Source organism: Lysinibacillus sp. 10T31 (assembly GCF_056394365.1).
Map to the genome: position 1 here is coordinate 77,978 of NZ_JBFTHS010000001.1, position 13,970 is coordinate 91,947.

Consider the following 13,970-nt stretch of genomic DNA (forward strand, 5'->3'; position numbering starts at 1 on the left):
GCCGACACGATGTTGGTCATTTCAGTAATGCCACAGGACGTGGCGTTCTTAGACTGAGTTCCTCTATTTCAGCGGATGTCTTTTGTACCGAAAGCGTAGCGACAGGTACAGATGTTTAGACACCCACTAAAAAGTGACTTAAAACCACATTCATCTCACCACATATAGAAGTGGGATACTTCAGCCGAAAAAAGTTAAGCTATTCGTCGAACGCCTTTGAACCATGCAAAAACAATTAAAACTATTAATATAAAGCCGACATACCCCATCACTGCATATAGCTTGGCTACAAGCGTCGTAAAACCAGCAAGACTTGCTAAAAAGCCCAAACCACCGATAAAAACGGCAGTTACCTTAAAACTGGCCTTATTAGGTTTTAAAAATCTCACCATAAATGAATAGAACATCCCCACTGCGGTATTATAAATCATCCCTAATAAAGAAAAGGACATCAATAGACCAACGAGAGGATGGATTTCATTTGCTAATGCTAGCATCGGAATATCTATACCAACGATAACATTCATTTTTGCAAGAAGAGACAGGTTAATAAGTAGAATTAAAGCTCCAAGCAAAATCCCACCAATAATGCCTCCCATCCCCGCCACTTTTTCATTGCGAATAGATCCACACATAACAGTTAAAAGCGAAAAACACACACCGATATTAAAAGATAAATACAGTAAAGCAGTAACCCACCAGCTTTTAGAACTTACTTGTGCTTGTTGTGCAATAACAGCTTGTTCAACAAAGGTTAAATCCATCGTAGCTAATGAATAGACCGCTATTATCGAGACAATTGCTAGCAAATAGGGTGTAGCAATAGCAATAACGTTTATGATACTCTTCACATCCATCATAACTGTCGCGATAGTAAGTACAATCATACAGATGCTCCCCAGCCAAACAGGTAGTCCAAACATTTGATGAAGCGTAGCACCTGCTCCCGCAAACATGATTACCGCTACACCGAATAAGAAGAGCGACAGTAAATAATCCATCACCAAACCTACAGCATTACCTGAAATTTGATAAATTAAATCCTTGTGCGATGTCGTACGCAACCTCGAGCTAATTTGAGCAATGCACATTCCTACCAAGGCAAATCCAACTGTAGCAATAAGTGCACCATAAATTCCACGAAAACCATAGCTCGTAAAATATAGTACGATTTCCTGTCCTGATGCAAATCCCGCACCGACGATAATCCCTACATAGGCACCACCGATTTGCAAACTTTTTTTCAATCAGTTCTCTCCCTGTTTATCCTATTATTGGGATCATCACCAAAACGTGTGGTTGATTTCCGTTCCGACTGGGCGCTTTGTTGCTGACGCTTCGCTTTCGCACAGATAAAACATTTGCCGCTGACGCTTCGCTTTCGCGCAGAGCAGAGCTTCCTGGGGGCGTCCGATGAGCCGCTTCACTCGCGATGCTCGCTCCAGGGTCTCGGGCCAACAGATGTTTTTTGCGCGAAAGCGTAGTGCTAACGCAGCGTCAGCAGCACCGATGTTGGTCACGAAGGCGTTATCACAGGACGTGATGGTTTTAGCCTTCGTACCTCTAATCGCTAATCCCCAAGGAGTCGCCCAGCCTCCACTCCAATCAACTTATTTACATAGTAGACGTTTACCAAAAGTCATCCACAACATTTGGTGATGAACTTATTATTAATAGACCTTCTTACTGATTGTTAACTTATCAATTATCTTCATATTAGGTGTATATCCAATTCCAACCGTTTGCGGCACATGAATATAACCATCCTCTACAATTACTTCAGGTGTAATGATATCCTCATACCAATAATGACTAGATCCTGCAGTATCCCCGGGCAACACAAAATTAGAGAGTGACGTTAATGCAATATTATGCGCTCGTCCGATTCCTGCCTCTAACATACCGCCACACCAAACCGGAATATCATTTTCCTTACATAAATCATGAATTCTTCTTGCTTCTGTTAATCCGCCTACGCGTCCTATTTTTATATTAATAACACCGCAACTACCAAGCTCTATCGCTTTTCGGGCATCTTCATAAGAGGTGATGCTTTCATCTAAGCAAATAGGCGTCTTTAACTTCCGCTGTAGCTTAGCATGATCGACAATATCATCTACAGCTAATGGCTGTTCAATCATTAATAAATTAAATGCATCAAGTTGCTGCAATACATCCATATCGCTCAATGAGTAAGCCGAATTAGCATCTACCATCAATGGCAAATCTGGCATTTCAGCTCGAATAGCACGAATAACGTCTACATCGTGGCCAGGCTTAATTTTCACTTTTACTCGTTTATATCCTTTATCTACATGGCCTTTTAATAAATCAATTAATGCTTCTGTAGAAGATTGAATACCTACGCTAACACCTACCTCTATTTGCTCCTTATCTCCGCCTAACGCTTGGGCAAGTGATTGTTTCGTTTGTTGAGCATAAATATCCCATATGGCCCCTTCAATAGAGGATTTCGCCATGCAATTACGACGAATAGAGGAGAACAAAGCACTGACTTCGTCTGGATGCCCAACCTCTTTATGTAACAAGATGGGGATCAAGAAGTCTTCAAGCATATGCCATGTTGTTTTTACTGTCTCCTCTGTATACCAAGGCGCTGCAAAGGCAACAGCTTCTCCCCATCCTACAGTTCCTGATTGATCTATCGCTTCTATAAGTAAGAGTTCTTTTTCTTCAATTGTGCCAAAACTCGTTGTAAACGGTGCTTTCATAGGCATTTTTATATGTCTCACTGTAATCTGTTCTAGTTTCACAAGATTTCACTCCTTATCCTTATTATAAAGCTAATAAGGAGCGTCTGACTAATAGATAGCTATGAACATATTCCTTATTCTTTTTTACTCGAACAATTGCATAATTTTGTTCAAACAATGTCGTTAAAATAGTACGTACTTTATAACGCCAGTCCTCAGCAAGCTTAGGACTCTCCACTTTCATCTTTTGTAAAAATTGAGGAATGGGCAATAAATAGGCGTCCTTATAATATAATTGCTCTTGCTGAAATTCACCATCAATATCGAGCACTGGTAAGCCATCTACCGTTAAAGACCACGGTACAATTTCTTCAGCTTCTTCTTCCAGTTCATCCAAGGAATCCTCCACTCGATTGCGTTCAATCCACCACTCTACAACAATTCGATCTGAAGGTAGCCCATCGTTGAAATCATCATTGAGCGGACCATAATAATCATTTTCGTACTGAAAACTAAAGGCATTGAGCTTCAAAAATGATAAATTAGCCATACATGCTTCTAGCGGATCAAATAACCAAATCACAAGCTGAAACCCATGTTCTTTTGCATATTCCTGTTGGGCATGCTTTAGTAATTCACCTACACCTTGTTCACGATATGTTTTATCCACACCAATCATGTGTGAGTGTAAATACATTTTTCCATGGCGACAGCCAACAAAGCAGTAGTTAAAGCCAATCAGCTTTTCGTCTAAATACGCTCCAAGGATTAATCCACCATTTTGTACAGCTGCCAACAATTGATGTGAGGGAATAGCCTGACTCCCCCAAATACTTTCATTCAAAATTTGTACTTCTGCAATCTCTGTAGGTGCCATTATTTTTTGAATACGTACTCTCTCTAACATTATGCTGATCCCTCCTTTGTATTCTCCGACTCCAATGCTAACAATATCGCTCTTGTAAGGATTTCAACCCCTGTTACAAGCCTCGCCTGCTTAAATCTCATCTTTGGATGATGTAGTCCTGGTGTTACACCACAGCCTAAACCTAACATCGTAGATTTTAAATGCGGGCGTTGAACAGCATAGTGATGAAAATCTTCTCCTCCAGGTGTATGAACTGGCTTTCTTAAATTCGACAACCCGGTTGCTTGCACGATTGCCTGCTCCATAATGTATTGAGCAGTTGGGTCGACCTCAGCAGCTACTATATTCGCTACTGTACGTAATTCAATCTGCACTTTATGCAAGACCTTGGAAGAATCAATAACTCTTTTTACTCCCTGTGCCAGTGCATCCATCACATCATTTTGCTGAGCTCGTATATCAATGGTGAACGATGCACTTCCAGGAATAATATTGCCGGACTCTCCTCCAGCATGGAATTTGGTCATCTTAATTGATACAGGAACCATTGGGTCTGTATGAAGCGTTCTTAAATCTTCGATAATAGTTGCGCCTACTTCAATGGCGTTTACGCCGAGATGCGGTCTTGCAGCATGGGCGTCTTCTCCAATGATTTCCCCCTCAAGTAATCGAGAGGCTCCATGATACAACGCAGCACAGTATGTACCGTCTTCAAGCTCATGGACAGGTCTTACATGGACACCAAATAAAAAGTCTAAATCATCAATGATTCCTTCCTTTAAAATAGATAAAGCACCTGTTCCTTTTTCTTCAGCTGGTTGAAAAATCACACGAATTGTACCGTTGAATGATGGAGCAAGCTCTTTCAAAAGTAATAGAGCACCGATTGCCATCGTCATATGTCCGTCATGGCCGCAGGAGTGATTCGCACGAAATTCACCATCTACTTCCTGCCATAACGCATCAATGTCCGTACGCAAACCGACTTTAGGACTACCATTTCCTACGTCAACATAAAGCCCCGTACTGTTTTTAAAGCGTATTGGTGAAAAACCTTCACGTGTTAGTAAATCAACAATATAATTCGTTGTTTCTACCTCATGCCAGCTTATTTCTGGATTTGCGTGCAAATACGTGAAAATCTCCATTAATCTTGGCCTCAAACGACTTAAAGCTTCCTTCATAGCACCCAACCCCTCGAAATGTCATACTATTAAGAATATTATAACTGAAATAAAATCTTTTCTACACAAAAACATATTCCCTCATTCAGCAAATTTACTACACGATAAGATTAAATGCTTTCAGACGGTTGATAAATGGCTCATCGCATCATGTGTGGTTGATTTCCGTTCCGGCTGGGTAACAACACGATGTTGGTCACGAAGGCGTTATCACAGGATGCGATGGTTTTAGCCTTCGTTCCTCTATTTCTATTCCCCAAGGAGTCGCCCAACTCCACTCCAATCAACCTTATCCTCATGGCATACGTTTTAACAAATATCATCCCCAACTTTTGATGATGAGTCAAATACAATAAGAGTCATAAGAAACGTTTATTAGTCCCTTAACATTATAAAAAGTTGTTCTTCATTATATATGTTTGAATGCTTTATGACGTTCTATCCGTCACTTTTGTTTCTACGGGCACAGTGTGAGGCTTTCAACTTTCTGACGAATAGTTGCCACCTCCTCGGTTTGTTAATACAAATCAAATGCTCTTTAATACAAAAAAAGATGCAAGTACAGTTATTTGAATAACTGTACTTACATCCTATTATTAGTTAATACCTCGCATCGCTTTTGAAATAATAGGCGAAAGTACTAATATTATTATTCCTAAAACAATTGATAATGAGCCTAAGAAACCGAAGTATGTGAATTCACTTACCACTTCATAGACTTTTACAAGTTGTGCGTTGATTGCTTGCGCTGCTGCGCTTGTTAAAAACCAAAGCGACATCGTTTGTGCAGCAAAAGCCTTTGGAGCCAATTTTGTAGTAGCCGATAAACCTACTGGCGATAATAATAACTCCCCAACTACAACTAAAAAGAATGATAATACTAACCACAATGGACTTACTAATTCTTCACCACCAGATAAATATGCTGGAATCATCATCACGACGAATGACATTCCTGCAAAGAACAATGCATAAGCAAATTTACGCGGTGTAGATGGTTGCTTATCTCCCCACTTCAACCACAACATGGCAAATAACGGAGCCATTGTTACGACGAATAAAGGGTTTAACGATTGGAACCAAGAAGATTGAATATGGAAACCACCAATATCTAATTGTGTACGACCATCTGCAAACGTTGCTAAAATAGTTGCCCCTTGTTCTTGAATTGCCCAAAACATTACAGCCGATATAAACAAAGGAATATAAGCGAGTATGCGAGACTTCTCGTCCTTCGTTGTTTTCTCACTGCGATACATATAAATAAAGAACAATGTTGGAATTACAATACCTAGCGTCGTAATAATTAAACTAAAAACATTCATTGTCAGTACGCCAGTTTTAATACCAATTGCCCCAACAATAATAATAAGTAAAGCTATAATCCCAAATCGTGTAAAGACTTTTTTACGTTCTTCAGGCAATAATGGGTTGTTTACTTGTAACCCTGCTATCCCTAAATATTTTTTCTCTGTTAATTTATAAATAATTAAACCAACAAACATTCCGATCCCTGCTACACCAAAGCCTAGGTGGAAATTATACTTTTGTCCAATTGTTCCGACAATTAAAGGTGCAAGGAATGACCCCATATTAATACCCATATAGAAAATTGAAAAACCTGCATCACGGCGACTATCTGTTTCAGCATACATATCTCCGACAATGCTTGAAATGTTCGGTTTTAATAAGCCTGTCCCAATGACAATAAAGAACATTGAAACAAATAACATGCTTACACCACCAGGTAACGCTAGCAGGAAATGTCCAAACATAATGAACACTCCACCATAGAAAATGGTTCTACGTGTACCTAGTATTCGGTCAGCAATCCAACCACCGAGTATCCCGGACATGTAAACCATTGATCCGTAGATGGCCATAATTGAGTTTGCTGTTCCACGATCTAGGCCTAAACCGCCTTCATGCAATTCATAATACATAAAGAAAATCAGAATTGCTCGCATACCGTAGTATGAGAATCGTTCCCAAAATTCAGTGAAAAATAATGTAAAGAGCCCTTTAGGGTGTCCGACAAAGCCATTTTGAGGGACGGATTTTACAATTTCATCTTTAGTAGACATAAAAATACCCTCTCCCGATTTCATTATTCAATAATAATATTATTACCCAAAAGTAAGGATAAAAACTTTATTTCATCATACTAAAGCGTTTTCAAAACTTTTTCAAGAGTTTTAAAAAATGTTGGAATTTTACATATTTTCTTTAAATTCAGAATGAATTTCATAGAATTGTACCAAACCTGTTGATATTCCTAAGTTTTCTGATTCTTTAATATCCACTTAATTATAAACCGCAGTGAAATTATTCTAAAATATTTTATAATCAGATTTTTTACTTTTTAAACAAAAAAGCTAGTATTATCTATAATTTCATTCACAGCGATATAAATTCTCTTTTTCGATTACAAAAAAGCACGCTAGAAACACGAAGTGCTTTTAGCATGCTTTTAAAACAATGATGTTATTCATTATTTAATTACGTATTGTTGGAATTTTGCATAATCCGCTTCTTTTAACTCTAGCGTTAGCAGCGTTCCATCTTCTTCATATGCGGTTTCATAGACAGAGGCATGTTCATTTAAATAAGAGACAATATTCCCCTGTTCATACGGAATGAGCATATTACATGTTACATAATCAGAGAAAATATGCTGACGTATCATTTGCAATAATTCTTCTAATCCAATCCCTTGCTTCGCAGAAATCCAAATATTATCACCGCTAGTAACAGGATAAGGAACGTTTGCTATATCCGCTTTATTATACACATAAATTGTCGGAATCCCTTCAACGCCAACTGCCTTAAGCGTTTCATTTGTTACATCCATCATAAAGCCGTGCTCAGAATTGGAAACATCTACAACATGGAGTAATAAATCGGCATCACGAGCCTCTTCCAATGTTGAGCGGAATGCCTTCACTAGATGATGCGGTAATTTGCTAACGAAACCAACTGTATCTGTTAATAGGAATGTCTTTTTATCAGGTAATTCTATTTGACGGACGGATGTTTCAAGTGTGGCAAAAAGCATGTCCTTCTCAAACACTTGTTTATGATCTTCCTGCCCTATTTTCGAAAGCAACTGATTCATAATAGTTGACTTACCAGCATTCGTATAGCCGACAATGGAAACAACAGGCACGGCATTTTTACGTCGTTGTTTACGCTGCGTCTCTCGTTGCTCCTTTACATGCTCTAGCTCCTTCTTTATTTTCGAAATCTGATCCTCAATTTTTCGACGGTCTAGCTCGAGCTTTGTCTCACCAGCACCACGGTTTTTAAAGCCACCACCTGTGCCACCGCCTTGACGGCTGAGAGATGCATGCAAGCCGACTAAACGAGGTAGCATATATTGCAATTGTGCTAACTCGACTTGCATCTGTGCTTCACGTGTTTTAGCACGACGTCCAAAAATATCTAAAATCAACATCGTTCTATCAATAACTTTCGTCTCTAAATCACGCTCTAAATTACGAATCTGTGAAGGTGATAATTCATCATTAAAAATCACTAAATTTGCTTGTGCTTCATCATAAAAGTTTTTTATTTCTTCAATTTTCCCAGTGCCAACATAATGAGATGGCGTAACGCGCTCTAAATTTTGTGTGACAATGCCGGCAACTTCAACATTTAAAGCTTCAGCTAAATTTTTCAGCTCCTCCATTGAATAATCAAAATGCTCATCATTCCGTAGATTTACGCCAACTAAAATAGCTTTTTCCAACAATATATCTACTTCTTTAATTCTATCCATCCACAAACCTCCCACCAACACTTGGGTGCTACTACGACAAATTTTCTTCATCTTACCATATAATGTCCTAATTCGTGTCGTTTAACATATATATCGTAAAAAATGCGCCTTTATGCAAAAGGCGCACTTCATTTTACTTACGTTCTTCTTTTAGTAATACTTCCGTGCGATTGAATTCGTCTTCAATAACTTTATTCGGTCTATACGTTAAAATACTGACAATAACCGCAACGATTAAGCATACTATGAAGCCTGGAACAATCTCATATAATGTATCAGCTAAGAACTTTATTTTTCCCCAAACAAAGGCAGTTGCAGCACCAGCTATCATCCCACTGAGTGCCCCGTAATTCGTTAATTTCCTCCAATACAGCGACAGCAATATTACAGGACCGAACGCTGCACCGAAGCCAGCCCAAGCAAAGCCCACTAAGTCCAAAACAGATCTATCTGGATTCCATGCTAAAATCCCTGCGACAATAGCTACAACTAAAACAGCGACACGGCCAATAAAAACATAATGCTTATCATCTGCTGTTTTATTAAATAAAGCTTTATAAATGTCTTCTACAAGCGCAGACGAAGTAACAATTAATTGAGATGAAATTGTACTCATTACTGCGGCTAAAATGGCAGCAAGCATTATACCTGCAATAAATGGATGGAATAAGATTTGGCCAAGTACAATAAATACAGTCTCAGCGTCCTTTAACTCTCCTGCATGTTGCTCATAATAAGCCACACCTACTAAAGCTGTTCCAATCGCTCCGAATAGGCTTAACATCATCCAGCCAATACCAATACGACGAGCTTGCTTTGTTTCTTTTACTGAGCTTATTGCCATAAAGCGTACGATAATATGTGGTTGTCCAAAATAACCTAGTCCCCATGCAAGTGATGAAATGATTACTGCAGCAGTTGCATTTGAGGAAAATAAGCTTAGGTGTTCAGGATTTACAGCTTTAATGGATGCTATTGTGTCTCCAACTCCACCTGTTAAAAACAATCCGAATAACGGTACAGTTATAAGTGCTAAAAACATAATAAGCCCTTGTAAAAAGTCTGTATAACTAACCGCTAAAAACCCTCCAAACAATGTGTATGCTACAACAACAGCAGATACAATTAATAAACCAGTATGGTATTCATAGCCAAATGAGCTATCAAAAAACTTGCCCCCTGCAACCATTCCTGAAGAAACATAAAATGTAAAGAAAATTAAAATAATGATACCTGATGCAATTCTTATTAGCTTTGTGTTGTCACGTAAACGATTATCTAAATAACTCGGAATAGTAATTGAGTCATTAGTAACTTGCGTATATACACGCAGCCTCGGTGCTACCAATAGCCAATTCAAATATGCGCCAATCGTTAAACCAATGGCAATCCAAGCCTTGGAAAGTCCAGCTAAATAGATCGCACCCGGTAGACCCATTAACAGCCAGCCAGACATATCTGCTGCACCTGCACTCAGCGCTGTAACAGCAGGGCCTAGTGAACGCCCCCCAAGCATGTAATCCGTTAAATTTGATGTTTTCCTAAATGCATACCAACCGATTCCTAGCATGGCGATCATATAAATAATAATCGCAAGTAATTGATACATGTTTTCAGACATATTTTTCCCCCTGTTTCCCCTTTGGTGTGTTTGTTGTTGCTGACGCTTTTCTTTCGGACAAAAGACAATTGCTGAAATAAATTAAAATGTCAGTATAATTAAAATACCACAAATATACAAAATAACCTATAAATATTCAAAGTGTGAATTCTAGCATTGCACTTCATAAAGTGTGTTAAACTAGTGCCATCTATAACACGATAAAGTAGGCGAAATATATGACATTTGAAGAAATGAAAGCTCAGTTAATGGAGCGTATTTTACAACAGCAACTCGTTACCGCTACAATCAGTCAACCACGTATGAAATCAAACGAAGTAAAACGTATAAAGCTAAAACCTTTATTACTTAAAGATGCTTACCATATACAAGTTGAATATCAATTGGAACGCATTTTAAAACATGAAAATGTTCTATTAGAAAATTTTAGTGAGAAGCTAGAAACATTTTTTAACGATTACCGTCAAGCACATGTTGATTTTATTGATGAAAATATACAAATACAGCTATCAAAAAAGAACAAAGTATTATGGAAATCCGATAAATCCTCAACGCCAAAGCAAGTCAATTTAGCGCATAATCGCAAGAAAAACTATTTACTAGCCGAGGATAAACCATATCCGTTTTTAATTCGTCTTGGTGTACAAACAGAAGAAGGAAAAATAAAAAAACAAAAATACGATAAATTTAAACAAATTAACCGCTTCATCGAATTTATTGATGATGCATTAACCTATTTGCCAAAGGATCGACAAGTTCGTATTTTAGATTTTGGTTCAGGCAAATCCTATTTAACATTCGCGCTATACCATTATTTAAAAATAGAAAAAGGCTTAGACATTCGTGTCACTGGTTTGGATTTAAAGAAGGAAGTTATTGAAGAATGCTCACGAATCGCACAGGATTTAGGCTATGAGCAGCTCGAATTTCTAGTAGGAGATATTAATGATTATAATGAGGAGTCTGCTGTTGACATGGTGGTGACTCTACACGCTTGTGATGTTGCCACTGATATGGCATTAGCCCGTGCTGTAAAATGGGGAGCAAGTGTTATTTTAAGTGTCCCTTGTTGCCAGCATGAGCTAAATCGCCAGCTTAACACACCCGAACTGGATATCATGCTTCAACACGGTCTCGTACGCGAACGTTTTGCAGCGCTCGCAACAGATGCAATCCGAGCGGAAATTTTATCACTCGTTGGCTATGAGGCACAATTGCTAGAGTTTATAGATATGGAAAATACACCAAAAAACATTTTAATACGAGCTTATCATACAGGTAAAAAGCCGAGCTCTGAACAGCGCGCTAACTATGATGCCTTTTTAAAGCTGCTAAATGCCAAGCCGTTTTTAGCGAATGAATTACAAGCTTACCTATAAAATCGCTGTTTTATGGTCGGCGGGTATCCACTCTCCTTTCGCGGGTATTTCATGGGGACGCTCGGGTATTTGTTATCCTTCCGCGAGTATTTCATGAGGATGTGCGAGTATTCTCCATCCTTCCGCGAGTATTTCATGGGGATGCGCGAGTATTCTCCATCCTTCCGCGAGTATTTCATGAGGATGCGCGAGTATTCTCTACCCTTTCGCGAGTATTTCATAGAGATGCGCAATTCAAATTAACAGGGCGGTCCAATAACTTCTGGACCGCCCTTTCTTTTATAGTTCTTGTCGTAATGCTTGAATAACGTCAATTTTTGTGGCCTTACGTGCTGGACGATAGCCTGAAATCATTGCTACCCCAATACTAATCGCTGAAGCAATTAGAACAAGCTGCCAAGGAATAAGGGAGAATGTAATGTCATTTCTACTAAAAGCATCTTCCCCTGTTGCTGCTTTTAGAATTAAAGGTAATGTCGCATTTGCTACAAAGCTAATAACATATGAAATGGCTACCGCTATCAAAGTACCAATAATACCAATGAATGTACTTTCCATTAAGAACAATCGTTGAATAAGCTTTGGACTTGCTCCAATCGCCTTTAAAACACCAATTTCTCGGGTACGTTCTGTAACAGCCATTGTCATTGTATTGAAAATGCCAATCGAGGCGATCAAGACAGCAATTGTTCCTACAAATATTAAACCAATTTTTAAAACTAGGAAAAATACATTCATTTGATCCAATTGCTCAGTAACTGAATAAACGCTATAGCCCTTGTCTTTTAGTTTGTCTAATATCGGCTTTACATTTTCCATGCTATTCGCAAAAATATTAAATTCCGAATAAAACATTTCATCCTCTTTAACATTACCAGGTGCAGCTAAATTTGTAGCTATCATCGGCTTTTGCTCTGTATCCATATAGATAGAGTTATTGATCATCCAATCATAAGAAGGCTTCTTCATAACACCGACAATCGTATATTTCATTTTCTCTGTCTCTTCTGCCCCATCAGTATGTGGCATTAATGACAATTCGATCTCTTTACCAATTAATGAGTCCTTATAACCTTCCTCATTACCATTATAATACGTGCCTTCTGCTTCAGCTTTTTTACTCTTTTCTTCAATAATTTTACGCTCAGCATCATTTATTAATGTTTGAGCAAAATGATAACCTACAACGATTTCGTTTGGCTTTGTTGGATACTTCCCTTCCTCAAGCTTGCCATTCACTTGCTCAAAATCCTGCATAATAGCAACGAATAAATCAGATTGTGTATCGCGGTCCTCAAAAAATGAATGGGCAGATGCATTGACAGTAATCGTCTCGAGTACTGTTTCCACATGTTCTATACCTTTTATTTCATGTATTTGGTCCTTTGTAAATTGACCATTACCAAACACTTGAATTTTTGTCACTTTTTCATCTGATAATATTTCATTACGTATGGAATCCTGAAGCCCAAACCCAACTGATGCAAGGACAATCAAAAATGCGCAGCCCATTGTTGCCGCTAGTACTGTCATAAACACGCGTAATTTATTTTTCTTTATATGCTGTTTAACAAAATCTAATTGATCTTTAAATAACATGTTATGCTTCCTCCTTTACAAGTTCCCCATCGTACATGCGGAAACGTCGATGTGCTATCGTTGCTACTTCCTCGTCGTGAGTAATGATGACAAATGTTAAACCCAGCTCACGGTTTAGGCTTTGAATGAGCAGCAATATATCTTGCTCTGTTTCCGAATCAAGACTTCCTGTCGGCTCGTCTGCCAACAAAATAGGAGGATTTGTAATTAAGGCTCTTGCAATACTAACACGCTGTTGCTGACCACCCGATAATTCATTTGGGTAATGGTCTGCCACTTCCGTTAAACCAACCTTGTCCATTAGTTTTTTTACCTTTTCTGTACGCATAGCTTTTTTGATACCCTGCAACTTCAAAGGTAGTTCAATATTTTCAAACGCCGTTAAGCCGGGCATTAGTTGAAAGTTTTGAAAAATAAATCCGAACTGTTGCAAGCGAAAAGCTGCACTTTCTGCTTCAGTGAGATGAGCTGTTTCCATTCCGTTTACCTTAATAGATCCTTGTTCAGATTTCATAAATCCAGCTAATATTTGTAATAAAGTTGATTTCCCGGAGCCACTTTTACCAACAATTGCGACAATCTCTCCTTTTTCCACCTCAAAATTGACACCTTTTAATACTGGAACCTGCTTTTCCTTGCCTTTCTTTCCAATTAAAAATGTATGTTGTAAGTTCTCGACTTGAATCATTTTCAAATAAACGCCCCTTTTTCACTCTTTAGATTCATCACCATAACGTAGGTTGATTTCCTTTCCTACAAAAGTCATCCTAAATTTTAGGTTATGAGCCTTTCCTTCTCCATTGTAGTAAATAATTCTTAATAAAGTT

At 38.4% G+C, this 13,970-nt stretch carries 12 protein-coding genes; 1 reads left to right on the forward strand and 11 read right to left on the reverse strand.

Annotated features, from left to right (window positions below):
- Positions 1-194: 194 nt before the first annotated feature.
- The 8 genes from AC1DCY_RS00425 to putP form a co-directional block, all read right to left on the reverse strand.
- Complete coding sequence (locus tag AC1DCY_RS00425; protein ID WP_477346439.1) at positions 195-1,247, reverse strand: YkvI family membrane protein; 1,053 nt, start codon at positions 1,245-1,247, stop codon at positions 195-197.
- A gap of 36 nt (positions 1,248-1,283) precedes the next feature.
- Complete coding sequence (locus AC1DCY_RS00430) at positions 1,284-1,520, reverse strand: hypothetical protein (protein ID WP_477346440.1); 237 nt, start codon at positions 1,518-1,520, stop codon at positions 1,284-1,286.
- Positions 1,521-1,670: 150 nt separating this feature from the next.
- Positions 1,671-2,774, reverse strand: a complete 1,104-nt coding sequence (gene menC / locus AC1DCY_RS00435; RefSeq protein ID WP_477346442.1) for an o-succinylbenzoate synthase — start codon at positions 2,772-2,774, stop codon at positions 1,671-1,673.
- Between the two features lie 22 nt (positions 2,775-2,796).
- Positions 2,797-3,621, reverse strand: a complete 825-nt coding sequence (locus AC1DCY_RS00440) for a GNAT family N-acetyltransferase (RefSeq protein ID WP_477346444.1) — start codon at positions 3,619-3,621, stop codon at positions 2,797-2,799.
- Positions 3,621-4,766, reverse strand: a complete 1,146-nt coding sequence (locus tag AC1DCY_RS00445) for a M20 peptidase aminoacylase family protein (protein ID WP_477346446.1) — start codon at positions 4,764-4,766, stop codon at positions 3,621-3,623. Before AC1DCY_RS00445 ends, AC1DCY_RS00440 begins: the two co-directional genes overlap by 1 nt.
- A gap of 596 nt (positions 4,767-5,362) precedes the next feature.
- Positions 5,363-6,850, reverse strand: coding sequence for a peptide MFS transporter (locus AC1DCY_RS00450; RefSeq protein WP_477346448.1), 1,488 nt, complete (start codon positions 6,848-6,850; stop codon positions 5,363-5,365).
- A 407-nt stretch (positions 6,851-7,257) separates the two neighbouring features.
- Positions 7,258-8,544 (reverse strand): GTPase HflX, encoded by a 1,287-nt coding sequence (gene hflX / locus AC1DCY_RS00455; protein ID WP_477346450.1) that lies wholly within the window; start codon positions 8,542-8,544, stop codon positions 7,258-7,260.
- 133 nt (positions 8,545-8,677) lie between these two features.
- The gene (gene putP, locus AC1DCY_RS00460; RefSeq protein ID WP_477346452.1) at positions 8,678-10,165 is read right to left on the reverse strand and encodes a sodium/proline symporter PutP; all 1,488 of its coding nucleotides are present in this window, start codon (positions 10,163-10,165) and stop codon (positions 8,678-8,680) included.
- Between the two features lie 218 nt (positions 10,166-10,383).
- Between putP and AC1DCY_RS00465 the strand changes: the two genes are divergently transcribed.
- The gene (locus tag AC1DCY_RS00465) at positions 10,384-11,544 is read left to right on the forward strand and encodes a class I SAM-dependent methyltransferase (protein WP_477346454.1); all 1,161 of its coding nucleotides are present in this window, start codon (positions 10,384-10,386) and stop codon (positions 11,542-11,544) included.
- Here the strand turns inward: AC1DCY_RS00465 and AC1DCY_RS00470 are convergent.
- Genes AC1DCY_RS00470 through AC1DCY_RS00480 form a run of 3 tightly spaced genes read right to left on the reverse strand, consistent with a single transcriptional unit; the run spans position 11,535 to position 13,831 of the window.
- Positions 11,535-11,765: a hypothetical protein gene (locus AC1DCY_RS00470; RefSeq protein ID WP_477346456.1), complete on the reverse strand. Its 231-nt coding sequence runs from the start codon at positions 11,763-11,765 to the stop codon at positions 11,535-11,537. The two genes, AC1DCY_RS00465 and AC1DCY_RS00470, sit on opposite strands and share 10 nt — an antisense overlap.
- A gap of 58 nt (positions 11,766-11,823) precedes the next feature.
- A complete protein-coding gene (locus AC1DCY_RS00475) occupies positions 11,824-13,143 on the reverse strand; it encodes an ABC transporter permease (RefSeq protein ID WP_477346457.1) in 1,320 nt (439 codons plus the stop codon).
- 1 nt (position 13,144) lies between these two features.
- Positions 13,145-13,831, reverse strand: a complete 687-nt coding sequence (locus tag AC1DCY_RS00480; protein ID WP_477346721.1) for an ABC transporter ATP-binding protein — start codon at positions 13,829-13,831, stop codon at positions 13,145-13,147.
- Between the last annotated feature and the right edge of the window lie 139 nt (positions 13,832-13,970).